Origin of the sequence: Mesorhizobium sp. AD1-1 (genome assembly GCF_020164655.1) — a bacterium.
In the GTDB taxonomy this organism is placed as follows: domain Bacteria; phylum Pseudomonadota; class Alphaproteobacteria; order Rhizobiales; family Rhizobiaceae; genus Mesorhizobium; species Mesorhizobium ciceri.
This window is the reverse complement of the sequence record NZ_JAIUGP010000002.1, coordinates 361056-376026: the sequence shown is the minus strand read 5'-3', so window position 1 is coordinate 376026 and position 14971 is coordinate 361056. Positions and strand designations below refer to the sequence as shown.

The 14971-nt window shown below is 63.9% G+C and carries 16 protein-coding genes and 1 pseudogene; 14 read left to right on the top strand and 3 right to left on the bottom strand.

From position 1 onward, the window contains the following. The first annotated feature begins 52 nt into the window (after positions 1-52). The 5 genes and pseudogenes from LB519_RS05325 (at position 53) to LB519_RS05305 (ending at position 4148) form a co-directional block, all read left to right on the top strand. A complete protein-coding gene (locus LB519_RS05325) occupies positions 53-571 on the top strand; it encodes a hypothetical protein (RefSeq protein ID WP_224618946.1) in 519 nt (172 codons plus the stop codon). Further along, positions 568-1323 (top strand): SDR family oxidoreductase, encoded by a 756-nt coding sequence (locus tag LB519_RS05320; protein ID WP_224618944.1) that lies wholly within the window; start codon positions 568-570, stop codon positions 1321-1323. Before LB519_RS05325 ends, LB519_RS05320 begins: the two co-directional genes overlap by 4 nt. Positions 1324-1399: 76 nt before the next feature. Beyond that, a pseudogene (gene lpdA / locus LB519_RS05315) lies at positions 1400-2815 on the top strand (dihydrolipoyl dehydrogenase); the annotation flags it as partial. 115 nt (positions 2816-2930) lie between these two features. Further along, positions 2931-3371 carry a hypothetical protein gene (locus tag LB519_RS05310; protein ID WP_224618942.1) on the top strand — a complete coding sequence of 147 codons (441 nt, stop codon included), beginning with the start codon at positions 2931-2933 and terminating at the stop codon, positions 3369-3371. 183 nt (positions 3372-3554) lie between these two features. Further along, positions 3555-4148 (top strand): DUF2867 domain-containing protein, encoded by a 594-nt coding sequence (locus LB519_RS05305; protein ID WP_224618940.1) that lies wholly within the window; start codon positions 3555-3557, stop codon positions 4146-4148. Between the two features lie 10 nt (positions 4149-4158). Here LB519_RS05305 and LB519_RS05300 read toward each other — a convergent pair whose 3' ends face one another. Both LB519_RS05300 and LB519_RS05295 read right to left on the bottom strand, forming a co-directional pair. Further along, the gene (locus tag LB519_RS05300) at positions 4159-5229 is read right to left on the bottom strand and encodes a TraB/GumN family protein (protein WP_027163290.1); all 1071 of its coding nucleotides are present in this window, start codon (positions 5227-5229) and stop codon (positions 4159-4161) included. A gap of 230 nt (positions 5230-5459) precedes the next feature. Further along, a complete protein-coding gene (locus LB519_RS05295; RefSeq protein WP_027163291.1) occupies positions 5460-6398 on the bottom strand; it encodes a tyrosine recombinase XerC in 939 nt (312 codons plus the stop codon). A gap of 97 nt (positions 6399-6495) precedes the next feature. On the opposite strand from LB519_RS05295, the gene rimM reads away from it, so the two are divergent. Both rimM and trmD read left to right on the top strand, forming a co-directional pair. Then, complete coding sequence (rimM, locus tag LB519_RS05290; RefSeq protein WP_013528858.1) at positions 6496-7095, top strand: ribosome maturation factor RimM; 600 nt, start codon at positions 6496-6498, stop codon at positions 7093-7095. Then, positions 7092-7793 carry a tRNA (guanosine(37)-N1)-methyltransferase TrmD gene (gene trmD, locus LB519_RS05285; protein WP_013528859.1) on the top strand — a complete coding sequence of 234 codons (702 nt, stop codon included), beginning with the start codon at positions 7092-7094 and terminating at the stop codon, positions 7791-7793. The genes rimM and trmD overlap by 4 nt, the downstream gene beginning before the upstream one ends. On the opposite strand, the gene LB519_RS05280 is transcribed toward trmD, so the two are convergent. Beyond that, positions 7775-8527, bottom strand: a complete 753-nt coding sequence (locus tag LB519_RS05280) for a sulfite exporter TauE/SafE family protein (RefSeq protein WP_027163293.1) — start codon at positions 8525-8527, stop codon at positions 7775-7777. The two genes, trmD and LB519_RS05280, sit on opposite strands and share 19 nt — an antisense overlap. A 329-nt stretch (positions 8528-8856) precedes the next feature. Between LB519_RS05280 and rplS the strand changes: the two genes are divergently transcribed. The 7 genes from rplS to leuC all read left to right on the top strand — a co-directional run bounded on the left by rplS (position 8857) and on the right by leuC (position 14954). Beyond that, entirely contained in the window at positions 8857-9408 is a 552-nt protein-coding gene (gene rplS, locus LB519_RS05275) for a 50S ribosomal protein L19 (RefSeq protein ID WP_013528861.1), read from the top strand. Positions 9409-9562: 154 nt separating this feature from the next. Then, on the top strand, positions 9563-9976 hold the full coding sequence (locus LB519_RS05270; RefSeq protein WP_013528862.1) for an organic hydroperoxide resistance protein: 414 nt from the start codon (positions 9563-9565) through the stop codon (positions 9974-9976). Continuing rightward, positions 9973-10482 (top strand): MarR family winged helix-turn-helix transcriptional regulator, encoded by a 510-nt coding sequence (locus tag LB519_RS05265; RefSeq protein WP_224618938.1) that lies wholly within the window; start codon positions 9973-9975, stop codon positions 10480-10482. Before LB519_RS05270 ends, LB519_RS05265 begins: the two co-directional genes overlap by 4 nt. Positions 10483-10659: 177 nt before the next feature. After that, a complete protein-coding gene (locus LB519_RS05260) occupies positions 10660-11457 on the top strand; it encodes a transporter substrate-binding domain-containing protein (RefSeq protein ID WP_224618937.1) in 798 nt (265 codons plus the stop codon). 201 nt (positions 11458-11658) lie between these two features. Beyond that, on the top strand, positions 11659-12468 hold the full coding sequence (locus LB519_RS05255) for an amino acid ABC transporter permease (protein WP_063173357.1): 810 nt from the start codon (positions 11659-11661) through the stop codon (positions 12466-12468). A gap of 54 nt (positions 12469-12522) precedes the next feature. Beyond that, entirely contained in the window at positions 12523-13158 is a 636-nt protein-coding gene (locus LB519_RS05250; protein ID WP_013528866.1) for a class I SAM-dependent DNA methyltransferase, read from the top strand. A gap of 386 nt (positions 13159-13544) precedes the next feature. Next, entirely contained in the window at positions 13545-14954 is a 1410-nt protein-coding gene (gene leuC / locus LB519_RS05245; RefSeq protein WP_027163297.1) for a 3-isopropylmalate dehydratase large subunit, read from the top strand. The last annotated feature ends 17 nt before the right edge of the window (positions 14955-14971 follow it).

The window sequence follows — 14971 nt, the reverse complement described above, 5'->3', positions numbered from 1 at the left end:
TGCTGATCCGGCTGTTGGAATGTGTGCCGGAGGAAGGGATCTGCGCGGCAGAATGACGACCCGTTCCCTTAGCCTTTCCAAGGTGCTTTCGATCGCATCGATCGCGGCCGGCATGATGCTGGCCGCTGCCGGCGCCCACGCCGCCTGTCCGATCGAGCTCGCTGTCTATGGCGACGCCCAGAGCGGCAGCGAGATCGATTTCACGCCGACCGGCACCTCGGCGACCGTCACCAACAGCTTCCGGATGATCCTCGACAACAATGTGGTGCTCAACGGCATCGTCATGTGGAATGAAGGCGTATCGCGGCCGAACGGTGCGCTGATGCACAAATGCCCCGAGGGCGACGTCACCGGCGAGGAGCTTGCCGCCTGCACGCCCTGGCATGGCGTCATCTACACGGCGGATGAAAAGGGCAACATCGGACTGCTGCCGGCTGAAGGCGTCGAAGCGCCGAAGACGCTGATCCTGCCGGACCTCGGGCCGGCGTTGCGCCAATCCAGCGTCTATGGCGGCAGCGGATTTTCGAAAGTGCCGTGGGATGTGTTTGCCTTGAAGGGATGCCAGGAATGAGCGGGACGCAAAAGGTGCTGCTGGTCACCGGCGGCAGCCGCGGCATCGGCGCCGCGATCTGCCGGCTCGGATCGAAGGCCGGCTATCGCGTCGGGATCAACTACGCCTCCAACCAAGAGGCCGCCAAGGCACTGGTCGCCGAGATCGAGGCCGCAGGCGGCGAGGCTTTCGCGGTCAAGGGCGATGTCGGCAAGGAGTCCGATATCGTGGCCATGTTCGAGGCCGTCGACCGCGCCTATGGACGGCTCGATGCCTTCGTCAACAATGCCGGCATCGTCGACGTCAAGGCGCGCGTCGACGAGATGGATGTTTCGCGGCTGGAGCGCATGATGCGCATCAATGTCGTCGGCTCGTTCCTCTGCGCCCGCGAGGCGGTGAAGCGCATGTCGACCCGTCATGGCGGGTCGGGCGGATCCATCGTCAACATCTCGTCGGCCGCGGCGACATTGGGCTCGCCGGGCGAATATGTCGATTATGCCGCCTCCAAGGGCGCCATCGACACCTTCACCGTCGGGCTCGCCCGTGAGGTGGCGCTAGAAGGCATCCGCGTCAATGCGGTGCGGCCGGGCATCATCGACACGGACATCCACGCCTCCGGCGGGCAGCCGGACCGGGTGGAGCGGTTCCGCGATCTGCTGCCGATGAAAAGAGCCGGTACAGTGGATGAAGTCGCGGGCGCGGTTCTCTATCTTCTCTCCGACGCCGCGTCCTATACGACGGGCGCGATCCTGAATGTAAGCGGCGGCCGCTGAGCGCTCTCAAGCAGATCGAGCATGATGTTATCCGAAAACCGCGTCACACTTTTCGGCATCATGCTCAAAACAGAAGGACAGTATCATGGCTTATGACGTCGTTATCATCGGATCGGGACCCGGCGGCTATGTCTGCGCCATCAAGGCGGCGCAGCTCGGGCTCAGGGTTGCGGTGGTCGAGAAGAACGCGACCTTCGGCGGCACCTGCCTCAACATCGGCTGCATCCCGTCCAAGGCGCTGCTCCATGCCTCCGAGATGTTCGCCGAGGCCGGCCACTCCTTCGACACGCTCGGCGTCGAGATATCGGCGCCGAAATTGAACCTGAAGAAGATGATGGCGCACAAGGATGCGACGGTGTCGTCGAACGTCAACGGCGTCGCCTTCCTGTTCAAGAAGAACAAGATCGACAGTTTCCGCGGCACCGGCAAGGTGCTCGCCGCCGGCAAGGTGTCGGTCACCTCCGAGGACGGCAAGGTCGAGGAGATCGAGACCAAGAACATCGTCATCGCCACCGGCTCGGATGTCGCCGGCATTCCCGGCGTCAAGGTCGACATCGACGAGAAGGTGATCGTGTCGTCGACCGGCGCGCTGTCGCTGGATAAGGTTCCCGGCCATCTGGTGGTGGTCGGCGGCGGTGTCATCGGGCTCGAGCTCGGCTCGGTGTGGGCGCGGCTCGGCGCCAAGGTCACCGTGGTCGAATTCCTCGACACCATCCTGGGCGGCATGGACGGCGAGGTCTCCAAGCAATTCCAGCGGTTGCTGGGCAAACAGGGCTTCGAGTTCAAGCTCGGTGCCAAGGTCACCGGCGTCGCCAAGGCCAAGAAGGGTGCGACCGTCACCTTCGAGCCGGTCAAGGGCGGCGCCGCCGAGACCATCGAGGCCGATGCCGTGCTGATCGCCACCGGCCGCCGCGCCTATGCCGACAGCCTCGGGCTCGGGGAAGCCGGCGTCGAGGTCGACGAGCGCGGCCGGGTCAAGACCGATGGCCATCTCAAGACCAATATCCCGGGCATCTATGCCATCGGCGATGTCATCGCCGGGCCGATGCTGGCGCACAAGGCCGAGGATGAGGGCGTGGCGGTAGCGGAAACCATTGCCGGCCAGGCCGGCCACGTGAACTATGACGTCATTCCGAGCGTCGTCTACACCAGCCCGGAAATCGCCTCGGTCGGCAAGACCGAGGAAGAATTGAAGAAGGCCGGCATCGACTACAAGGTCGGAAAATTCCCGTTCACCGCCAATGGCCGGGCGCGCGCCATGCTGCACACGGACGGTTTTGTGAAGATCCTCGCCGACAGGCAAAGCGACCGCGTGCTCGGCGTGCATATCGTCGGCTTCGGCGCCGGCGAGATGATCCACGAGGCGGCGGTGCTGATGGAGTTCGGCGGTTCGTCGGAGGATCTCGCCCGCACCTGCCATGCGCACCCGACGATGTCGGAGGCGATCAAGGAGGCGGCGCTGGCGACGTTCTTCAAGCCGATCCACATCTAAGGCCCTTTCATAAACTCTACTCCGGCGGCCATCTGGCGAGGTTTTCTCCGCTTTCACAGCGCCGCGCGTCCCTCCTGGACGCTCAAAGGATGCTGTGACCCTTTTTGATTGGCGCATGATCCTCTCCGAAAATCGGACTGATCTTCGGGGTCATGCGCTGCTCACGGACCCAATGTCCGCTGCGCTCCGGTTCTCGAAAACCACACCAGCTGACTCACCGGAGCGAGTTTCTGGAAAGGCCTTTCTGGCGGCCCCTACAAAACAAAACGGCCCGCTTTTCAGCGGGCCGTTCGTAACTGATATCGAGCCAATCACTTGGCCGGTGCAGGTGCCGGCGCAGGGGCTGGTGCCGGCGCAGGAGCCGGTGCGGGCACGGGTGCCGGGGCAGGCGCCGGTTCTGCAGGTGCCGGAGCAGGCGCGGGCGCAGGTTCAGCCGGCTTCATCGGTTCCGCCGGTGCAGGCGCTGGGGCCGGTGTGCTGGCCGCCGGCGGCTCGGCGGGTGCCGGGTGCTCACCACTTCTTCCGAAAACATAATACGCGACAACCGCCAGAATAACGACGACCAGGGCAATCAGCCAACCGCTACCACCGCCGCCGCCACTTGGCCTTGGTGCGTTGGTGGACGAATTGAACGGGTCGTTTGGATTCGGTGTGTTCGCCATAAAAGTGTCCTCCGTGGATGAAAAATATCAATCAACACCATACAACGCGCAATCATTGAACTGGTTTCACGCTAGGGTTGGAAAACGCCAAAAACAAGGACAATCCTGCCCTTCCGCAGCCGGAGTGGCGTCGTTTCGCCACGCAGCGCGCCAAGTTTGCGTCTGTTAAGGTCGAATCAGAGGGTTTTGCCGTGACGAATCCGTCAGCTCAGCTTGTCCCGAATCACTGCGATGCTCTCGCCAGAGCCCCGTTCGCAGACCGCTATGTGCTGGTCACTGAAGGCCTTTCCTTAACCGCATTCGGCGCGGCCGAACGCGCTCTGGGGCGAACGCCGCCCTGGGTCGGCAGGCTCATGGCGCTGCGCAATCTTGCCGTCAGGCCGTTCCGGCTGAAGACGGGCTTGGAAACTGCGGTGTTGCCGTCGGGCCGGATCGGGATATTTCCGCTCATCAGCCAGTTTCCCGGCAAGGTTGTGCTTGGCCTCGACGACCGGCATCTCGATTTCCGTGTCCTGGTCGAAGTCAGGGATCTTGGCAGCGGCCGGCAAGAGGTGGCCGCGACGACGATCGTCAAGACGCACAATTGGCTCGGGCGCGCCTATCTCGCGATCATCATGCCGTTTCACCGGATCGTCGTTCCGGCGATGCTGGCCCAGATCCTGGCGAAGTAAGCTGAAGTCACTAAAGTCCGACAGGCGTGACGGTGTAACCGGCCTTGCGGAAATCCTCGACCAGGCCTTCGGGGCCGGGGAGGTGGAGGGCGCCGACCGCCATGAAGACGTTGCCTTTGGCAAGGATCGGTTCGGCATGCTCGACCATCACCTTGTTGCGGCTGGTGATCATGGTTTCCTCGAACGCCGCGTAGCCCGCGGGGTCGTCCTGTTGGTCCGGCATCGCGGCACGAAACAGCGGCCAGAACATGCCGGTGTCGCCACGCTGGTAGAGCACGATCATGGTTTCGTTGATGTCGTTGACCTTGTCGCCGAGCTTCAGCGTGTCGACGAGGCCCTTCATGTGAAACGCCAGCGGCAGCGAGGCCATGGCGCGCAGTTGGCCTTCAGCCGTCTCCAATCCTTCCACCGGCTTGCCGGAAGCCTTCGCGCCTTCCGCCAGCCTGACATCGAGCACCGGGGCGCCGCCTGACTGACGGGCCAGCTCGCAGGCCGGCAGTGCCATCATGGCCGAGAGCATCCACGGCTTCATCTTGGCAACCGTTGCCGGCGGAATGCCGCGTGCGTCGAGCGCGGTGTTCATGGCCGCCGCATCGTCGGGCGACAGTAGCGACGCCAGCGTCGTCGAATCCGTGAACATCATCAGGTCCGGCTCCTTGAGCATCGCTACCATCATCTTCTGCTTGTCGAGCACGTCGGTGGTTTCGATGACGATGGTGCCGGCGGCGTCATAGGCTTTCTGCGCTTCGGGAGGCAGCGTGGTGACGCGCGGGTCGGTCATATGCATGGTGCCGAACAGGAAGGACGGCTTCTCGCCGGGCTTTTCCAGCTTCCACAACAGGCCCTTGCCGTTCGGCGTCGCGGCGGCTTCCGCTTCGATCTTGCGGTAGGTCGCCGGATCGTTCTTCTGCAGGGCCGACAGCATGTCGGCACCGGTGCAGGTCGGGACTTCGGCATGCGCCTTGCCGGCCGCGAACAGCAGCACGGCGAGGAACGACAGGAAGAACAGAACATTGAGCGCGACGAGCAGCTTCAGCGACACGGAAGCAGCACGGTCGGCGATGGCTATGACGCGTTTCATGAGCCTCTTCTAGAACTGAAAAGCGGCAAAACGGTTAACCTGTGCTGAGAAATTGTCTTGGACTGGCTATCGCCCTCAACTGACGTCGATGGGGCTCATGCTTCAACGATTAGCGGAAACGCCCATTTCTTCGTCATCCCAGGGTCTCCGCGACGGAGCTTCGCTCCTGCTTCGCCCAGGGACGACGACGTTGGGGAGGCTTTCGGCCAAATGGTGAACGTTACTGGCGTTCACGCCCTGGGATGCGCCTGCTCATAAATCTCGAGCAGCCTCGCGGTGTCGACGCCGGTGTAGATTTGTGTCGTCGACAGGCTGGCGTGGCCGAGCAGTTCCTGGATGGTGCGCAAATCACCGCCGCGGCCGAGCAGATGCGTGGCGAAGGAATGGCGCAGCGCATGCGGCGTCGCGGTATCGGGCAGGTTGAGCGCCGAGCGCAGCTTGGCCATGTCGCGCTGGACGATGGCCGGGTTGAGCGGGCCGCCGCGGGCGCCGCGAAACAACAGGCCCTTGGGGTCGAGATGGTAGGGGCAGAGCCGGCGATATTCGGCGATTGCCCTGAGCGCCACCGGCAGCACCGGCACCAGGCGCGTCTTGCCGCCCTTGCCGGCAACGCGCAGCACCGTGTCGGCCGCCGACGCCAGATCGGCGCCGGCCAGGCCGAGCGCCTCGGAAATGCGCAGGCCAGAGCCGTAGAGCAGCGTCAGCACGGCGGCGTTGCGGGCTGCGATCCAGGGTTCCTCCGCCAGTTGGCCTTCGATGGAAACGATATGCTTGGCATCGCTCGCCGTCAGCGGCTTGGGCAGCGATTTGGGCTGGCGCGGCGCGCGCAGTGCCGCCGCACCGGCCGCATTGGCGAGGCCGCGCCGCTCGAGGAAACGCAGCAGCGAGCGGATGCCGGCGAGACCCCGGCCCAGCGTGCGGGCGCCGGCGCCGGCATTGCGGCGGGCGGCAAGGAAGCCGCGCAAATCCGCCGGGCGCAGATCGGCGATGTCCGAAATGCCGGGCGAGCCGCCGCAATGGCCGGTGAGGAAATGCAGGAACTGACGCGTGTCGCGCTCATAGGCTTCCACCGTCTCGGGCGACAGCCGACGTTCTCGCGCCAGGATCTTCAGCCAGCTTTCGCGTGCCGCCTGGAGATCGGGTTTGGCCGGGATGAGGAATTCCTGCATGGCGGCATTTTCCGATATTCGGGTTAGGAAGCGGTGAATAGCCCGTCATTGAAATGACAGCCGCGTGGGGCTAGAGCAGGCCAAAGGATATTTCGCCATGAGCAAGCTCCAGAACCCTGTCCAGATGGCCGTGATCGGCGCCGCCCATGGCATCAAGGGCGAATTGCGGGTGAAGACCTTCACCGGCGAGCCGCTGGCGCTGGCCGATTACGGGCCGCTCTACGCCAGGGACGGGCGCGCCTTCCAGATCGTCGACATCAGGCCCGCCAACACCGTCGTCGTGGTCCGTTTCAAGGGCATTGCCGACCGCAATGCGGCCGAGGCGCTGGCCGGCACGGAGCTGTTCGTCGACCGTTCGATGCTGCCGGACGATGGCGAGGAAGACGAATTCTACCATGCCGACCTCGTCGGCCTCGAAGTCCGCGACGACACGGGTGCCGTGCTTGGCAAGGTGGTCGCGGTGCACAATTTCGGCGGCGGCGACATTCTCGACGTGACGCTGGGCGGGCGCAAGGGCGTGCTGATCCCGTTCACACAGGCTGCCGTACCGCAAGTGTCGATCGCCGAGGGTTTTGTTCGTGTCGATCCGGCGGCAGCCGGGCTGGTCGATGACGAGGATGGCGGTGGTCCGCGTGAGGAAGACTTCGATCCGAAGGGCAGGCCGCGCGGACCGAGCGATGCCGGGGGCAACCGGTGAGTTTTTCCGCTTCGGTGCTGACGCTTTACCCCGAGATGTTTCCCGGCGCGCTCGGCCTGTCGTTGGCTGGCCGGGCGCTCGAGGCCGGGACGTGGTCGCTGGAGACGATCCAGATCCGTGACTTCGCCACCGACCGCCATCGCACCGTCGACGACACGCCCGCCGGCGGCGGCGCCGGCATGGTGATGCGCGCCGACGTGCTGGCGAAAGCCATCGACCATGCTTCGCCGGAAGGCGATGCGCGGCCCCGGCTGCTGATGAGCCCGCGCGGCAAGCCGCTGACCCAGGCGCGTGTGCGCGAGCTGGCCGCTGGGCCGGGCGCCGTCATCCTGTGCGGCCGCTTCGAAGGCGTCGACCAGCGGGTGATCGACGCGCGGGGATTGGAGGAAGTCTCGATCGGCGATTTCATTCTCTCGGGTGGTGAGCCGGCCGCCCTTGTGCTGCTCGACGCGGTGGTGCGGCTGCTGCCCGGGGTCATGGGCAACGCGATGTCGGGCGAGGAAGAGAGTTTTGAAAACGGCCTGCTCGAACATCCGCACTATACGCGGCCGCAGGAGTTCGAAGGCCGTGACATTCCCGAGGTCCTGATTTCCGGCAATCACAAGAAGATCGCCGCCTGGCGGCGGGCGGAGTCAGAAAGACTGACAGCCGAGAGGCGTCCGGACCTGCTTGCCGCTGCTCAGCCCTTGGCAAAATAATAGAAGGCCAAAAACAGGCCGACGGCGACGACGAAGCCGCGCACCGCGTTTTGCGGCACCCGCTTGGCGATCCAGACGCCGGCATAGCCGCCGAGCGCGCCGCCCGGGATCATGATGATCGCCTGCGGCCAGGCGACGACGCCGCCCGAGACGAAGACGACGATCGCGACAGCGGCGATGACCATGGCCAGCATGTTCTTCAACGCGTTCAGCCGGTGATAGTCGCCGGCCTGGGTGAGGCCGAGCGTCGCCAGCATCATCACGCCCATGCCGGCGCCGAAGAAGCCGCCATAGATGGCGGTGAGAAATTGTGCGAGCGAGCCGGCGAGCGAGCCCACCGCCGCTTCATGGCCGGGCTTTGGCACTGGTTTCAGCCAGGGGCCGGCGGCGAACAGGGCCGTCGCGGCTAGCAGCAGCCACGGCACCAGAGCGCGAAACGAGGGATTGTCGAGCGCCAAAAGGATCAGAGCGCCGGCCAGTGCACCCACGGCCGAGATCAGGCACAGCAGCAGCGCGCCGCGCCAGAAGTGCCTGATATCGGCCGAGTAGGCGAGGGTCGAGGTGATGTAGCCTGGAAATTGCGTCACCGAGGAGGTGGCGTTGGCAACAATCGGCGGCAGGCCGACCAACGTCATGGCGCCGAAGGTGATGAAGGTGCCGCCACCGGCGACCGCATTGGCGGCGCCTGACAGAAAGCCCGCTAGAAACAGCAGGATGGCATCGAAGACAGACATGAATTGCGGCCGCTCAAAACTGTGTTATTTCAGGCTTTAGAAAGCCTGAACGACCGGCGCAACCCGGCACGGCAGGATTACGATGGTGCCATGCGAGCAGAAAATGCGCGCCCAAGGCGTGACAAAGCGGCGAAATAGCTGTATGTGCCCGCCCGTACCGGCCAGAAAGAATCTGCCGGACCCGTCAACAATGACGGTGTAGTCGCCCCTGCCTGATGTTTCAAAGACAAATGTCTTGGAGACAAAAGGCATAGCCAAGCGGTCAATGGAACTGCAAGGCGAGTGTCGGACGCTCTGACTGTCGGAAGAACAAGAAGTGGACTTTTGAGATGGATATTCTCCGTCAGCTCGAGGCCGAACAGGCCGCCAAGATCGAAGCCAAGCGCAAGCTTCCCGAATTCCAGCCCGGCGACACCGTGCGCGTCCAGGTCCGCGTGACCGAAGGCACCCGCACCCGCGTTCAGGCCTATGAGGGCGTCGTCATCGCCCGCGCCGGCGCCGGCTTCCAGGAGAACTTCACGGTTCGCAAGATTTCCTACGGCGAAGGCGTCGAGCGCGTGTTCCCGGTCTACTCGCCGATGGTTGAAGGCGTCGAGATCGTTCGCCGCGGCAAGGTGCGTCGCGCCAAGCTCTACTACCTGCGCGATCGTCGCGGCAAATCGGCCCGTATTTCGGAAAACACCGGCGTGCGCGCCCGCAAGCTGAACGATGAGGAGCGCGATGCGCTGAACGCCGAGAAGGCCCGCATCGAAGCCGAGAAGGTGGCAGCAGCCGAGGCCCTGGCCGTCGAGAAGGCCGCCCAGGACGCCGCCGAGAAGAAGGCCGCCGCCGAGGCCGAAGCAGCAGCCAAGGCCGCCGCAGAAGCGACCCCTGCCGAATAAGATTTTCGGAACTCATTCAAAAAGGCGGCTTCGGCCGCCTTTTTTCGTTTCACCAGACTGTGAACGCTTTCAGCGCCAGACACAGGATCCGGCTGTTGACGGCGAATTACTTTGTGCACTAAATAATCGCGCACAAAGTAATTGGAGATTTGATATGGCACTCTACACCACACAGGCTCACGTCACCGGCGGCCGCGCCGGCCATGGCGAGACCAGCGACGGTCTGCTCAAGGTCGATCTGGCAATGCCCAAGGAACTCGGCGGGCCGGGGGGCGCCACCAATCCCGAGCAACTGTTCGCTATCGGCTATGCCGCCTGCTTCGAAAGCGCCATCCGCTTTGTCGCGCGCAAACAGAAGCTGTCGCTGACGGATGCCGGGGTAACCTCCACCGTCAGCCTGCTTCCCGATGGCGAAGGCTTTAAGCTCGGCGTCGCGCTCGCGGCGGAAACGAAAGGCCTTGATCAGGCGGCGGCGGAAGCGCTTGTATCGGAGGCGCACAAGATCTGCCCCTATTCCAACGCCATCAGGGGCAATGTCGACGTAGCGCTTTCGGTAAAGGCGGCATGACGGAAAAGACGACAAAGAGCACCAGCGACGTCCCGGCGGAGGCCACCGGGACGTTTCACGTTCCGCGGCTCGACCAACAGCTCTGCTTCGCGCTCTATTCGGCAAGCGGGCTGATGACGAAGCTCTACCGCCCGCTGCTCGATCCGCTTGGTCTGACCTATCCGCAATATCTGGCCATGTTGGCGCTTTGGGAACGGGCTCCAAGCACGGTCGGCGAGCTTGGCGAAGCGCTCGGGCTGGATTCGGCGACGCTGACGCCGCTGCTCAAGCGGCTGGAGGCCGGTGGCCTGGTCACACGCCGGCGCGACCCCGCCGACGAGCGCCGGGTTCTGGTCGAGCCGACAGCGAAGGGACAAGCGTTGCGTGAGCAGGCCAAAAGCGTGCCGGCGGCGATGCTTTGCAACCTGCCGCTGGATGCCGACGAGTTGAAATCCCTGCACCGCACGCTGACGCGGTTCGTCTCCGGCTTGCGCAAGGCGGATGCCGGCATCGTGAAGCGGAGCTGATCGCTGCCGCGACACCGTTCATTCCTGAATCCCGGAAATGAAGGCATCGGAATCCCTTTTCGCGCGCGCTGACGCAGCGGACCGTCTTGCATGACGCTTGCGGAAAGCTAAAGTCGGCGCCGGATTTTCCTACAAGCCCGGCCGTGCCCGGGTCCGTCAATTTCCGGGGAGTGTGTCATGACCAAATCGAAACTGCTGCTGGCAGGCCTGCTTGCCCTCGTCCTGGTACCCGTTGCCGCCTTTGCGCAGGCGCTGCCCGACCTCGGCGGCAAAAAGGTGGTGGTTGTGACCGAAAACGCCTATCCGCCGCTGCAGTTCATCGATGCCAAGACCGGCAAGCAGATCGGCTGGGAATATGATGCGATGAACGAGATCGCCAAGCGGCTGAATTTCGCCGTTGAGTACCAGAACACATCCTGGGACGCGATGATCCAGGCGGTTTCCGACAACCAGTACAACATCGGCATGACCGGCATCACCATCAAGGACGACCGCAAGGAGAAGGTCGATTTCTCCGACCCCTATATGCGCTCGGAACAGTTCATGCTGGTGCGCGGCGATGAAAGCCGTTTCACCGACGCCAAGACCTTCGGCGCCTTCAAGGATGGGCTGATCGGCGCGCAGGCCGGTACCACGCCCTTCTACACCGCCGTCTACAGCGTGCTCGACGGCAATGAGCAGAACCCGCGCATCAAGCTGTTCGAGACCTTCGGCGCCACGGTGCAGGCGCTGAAATCCGGCGACGTTGACGTCGTCTTGACCGACGGCACCGCCGGCAAGGGCTATGTCGACGCCTCCGACGGCAAGCTGAAGCTGATCGGCGGACCGCTCGGCACCGAGGATTTCGGCTTCATCTTCCCGAAGGGTTCCGACCTGGTGAAGCCGGTCAATGCGGCGATTGCGGCGTTGAAGGCGGACGGGACGTTCGATGCGCTGAACAAGAAGTGGTTCCTTGATTACAAGATGGGGCAGTGATTTCGCGCCGACTTCGCGCTTGAACGCCCCCCTCTGCCCTGCCGGGCATCTCCCCCTCAAGGGGGGAGATTGGCTGTTTTTTCCGCTTTCGCCAATCACCAAAGTTGTAAAAAGAGTGCCGTCGACGAAGCTGCCAATCTCCCCTCTTGAGGGGGAGATGGCCGGCAGGCCAGAGGGGGGTGCCTTGGCGCAATCCTTTTGATGCCTCCCGCCTCTTCCTCCAAAGCCGACTTCCCCTGGTGGCTTGTCGTGGCCGTAACTCTCGCGATCGCGGTGGCCGTCTTCGTCGCCACCAGCAATCTCTATGCCCAGGTGTTCGCCACGGTCGCCAAGGGTATCGGCGTCACCATCTTCGTCACCGTGATCGCCTTCGTGCTGGCGTCGGCCATCGGTCTCGGCATCGCGCTGATGGGAATGTCGGGTTCGCGCTGGCTGCGCCAGATCGCGCGCTTCTATGTCGAGATCATCCGCGGCGTGCCGATCCTGGTGCTGTTGTTCTGGATCGCCTTTGCCGGCGCGCCGGCCTTCGTCGCGGCCTGGAACGCGCTGACCGCGCCGCTGCAAAGCGCCGGCCTGTTCGGCGAGCTTTTGGTGCGCGACGTGTCGCTGTTGTGGCGCGCCATCATGGCGCTGACCATCGGCTATTCGGCTTTCATCTCGGAGGTTTTCCGGGCCGGCATCCAGGCGGTGGAGAAGGGCCAGATCGAAGCGGCGAAGGCGCTCGGGCTGACCCGCGCGCAGCGTTTCCGGCTCATCGTGTTTCCACAGGCGATCCGCACCATCCTGCCGCCCCTCGGCAATGATTTCGTCGCCCTGGTCAAGGATTCCTCGCTGGTCTCGGTGCTCGGCGTTGCCGACATCACGCAGATGGGCAAGGTCTACGCCGCCGGCTCCTTTCGCTTCTTCGAGACCTATTCGATAACAGCCTACATCTACCTCATCCTGACCGTCGGCCTGTCGCTGGCGCTCAGGGCGCTGGAACGGCGGCTGCGCCGCCAGCACGAGGAATAGTTTTTCGGCCAAGGCAGCGCTACGATCCCCGAGCATTCCCGTTGAGGAGGTCCCATGATCGTCGACAAAGCCAATGCGGCGCTGGATTCCGTCTATACGGCCGACACGCCGGAAGCGCTTGAAGAGGCCTATGCCGCATGGGCCGCGACCTATGACAGCGAGACCGCCTCGCTCGGCTACCTCCTGCCTTTCCTGATCACCGCCTGGGTGGCGCGCCATGTGCCGGCGGGCGATGGCCCCTTGCTCGATGCCGGCTGCGGCACCGGCCTGTCGGGACCGTCGCTGAATGCGCTCGGCTACCGCGACATTGCGGGGCTCGACCTCTCGGACGATATGCTGAAGATCGCCGGCAGCCGCAATGCCTACAGCGAACTGAAGCAGGCAATGCTGGGCGGTCCGCTGCCGTGGCCGGACGGGTTTTTCCGCGCCTTCTTCTCGACAGGCGTGTTCACCATCAGCCATGCGCCGGCGACAGGCCTGCACGAACTGGTGCGCATCACCCGCAAGGGCGGCCATGCGATCTTTACCGTGCGCGACCGGGTGTTCGAGAGCGGCGGCTTCCAGGCGGTGTTCGATGAGTTGGAGCAGACTGGGAAATGGCGGCCGGTCGAGGAAAGCCCGTGGTTCCGCTGCTATGCGATCGCCGAGCCGGATGCGCTGGTGAAGACGTTTGTGTTTGAAGTGATCTGAGCGGCGCGTTCTCCGATCTTGGCTTCCTTCCTCTCCCCCGATCGACGGGGTAGAGGAAGGCGCTAGCTTAAGTAAGGTCGGCTCCCTTCCTCTCCCCCTGAAGGTGTGGAAGTGAGGACGAGGAACCCGAGTTCTGCGAAGGCAGCTTACAATTGCCGAAAACCCAAAACATTGATATGAGCCACGCCATGGAAGAGCTTTTTGGCGATCCGGCCTACAAGGGGTTCGTGCTGCAGGACAGAAAACGCCTGCCGTCGCGCTTCTCCGCGCGCGTGTCCGGGGCGCTGACCAGCCGACTACCCTAGGCCGACCCATCGGGGTCGTTTCGCCGGGCCGGAGGTCCGGCACCTGCTCTTTCCCATTCTCATATCGACGGATTTACGCACATGAGCGCACCGCGCACCCTCTACGACAAGATTTTCGACGACCATGTCGTCGATCGCCAGGACGACGGCACCTGCCTGCTCTACATCGACCGCCACCTGGTCCATGAAGTGACCAGTCCGCAGGCCTTCGAAGGCCTGCGCATGACCGGCCGTAAAGTCCGGCATCCGGAAAAGACGCTGGCCGTGGTCGATCACAATGTCTCGACTTCGCCCGAGCGCAAGTTCGGCATCAAGAACGAGGAAAGCCGCATCCAGGTCGAGGCGCTGGCCAAGAACGCCAGGGATTTCGGCGTCGAATATTATTCCGAGAACGATATCCGCCAGGGCATCGTCCACATCATCGGTCCGGAGCAGGGCTTTACACTGCCCGGCATGACCATCGTCTGCGGCGACAGCCACACCTCGACGCACGGCGCTTTCGGCGCGCTGGCGCATGGCATCGGCACATCCGAGGTCGAGCATGTTCTGGCGACGCAGACGCTGATCCAGCGCAAGGCCAAGAACATGCTGGTGCGTGTCGACGGCCAATTGCCGGAAGGTGTCACCGCCAAGGACATCATCCTGGCCATCATCGGCGAGATCGGCACTGCCGGCGGCACCGGCTATGTCATCGAATATGCCGGCGAGGCGATCCGTGCGCTGTCGATGGAGGGCCGCATGACGATCTGCAACATGTCGATCGAAGGCGGCGCGCGCGCCGGCCTGATCGCCGCGGACGAGACGACCTTCGCCTATGTCAAGGACAAGCCGCGCGCGCCGAAGGGCGCGGCCTGGGATGCGGCACTCGAATACTGGAAGACGCTACAGTCCGACGAGGGCGCGCATTTCGACAAGGTGATCGTGCTCGACGCGGCCAAGCTGCCGCCGATCGTCTCCTGGGGCTCCTCGCCCGAGGACGTCGTGTCGGTGCAAGGCATCGTGCCGAACCCGGACGACATCACCGATGAGAACAAGCGCACCTCCAAGCAGCGCGCGCTCGACTATATGGGTCTGACGCCGGGCACCAGGATCACCGACATCACGCTCGACCGCGTCTTCATCGGTTCCTGCACCAATGGCCGCATCGAGGATCTGCGCGCCGTCGCCAAGGTGGTCGAAGGCAAGACGGTCAGCCCGCATGTCGATGCGATGATCGTGCCGGGCTCCGGCCTGGTCAAGGAACAGGCGGAAGCCGAAGGCCTCGACAAGATCTTTGTCGCCGCCGGTTTCGATTGGCGCGAGCCGGGCTGCTCGATGTGCCTGGCCATGAACGACGACCGGCTGAAGCCGCATGAACGCTGCGCCTCGACTTCGAACCGCAATTTCGAGGGCCGGCAAGGCTTCAAGGGCCGCACCCATCTGGTGTCGCCGGCGATGGCGGCCGCGGCGGCGATCGCCGGCCACTTCGTCGACATCCGCGAGTGGAAGTAGTCCAGACTTGAACGGAC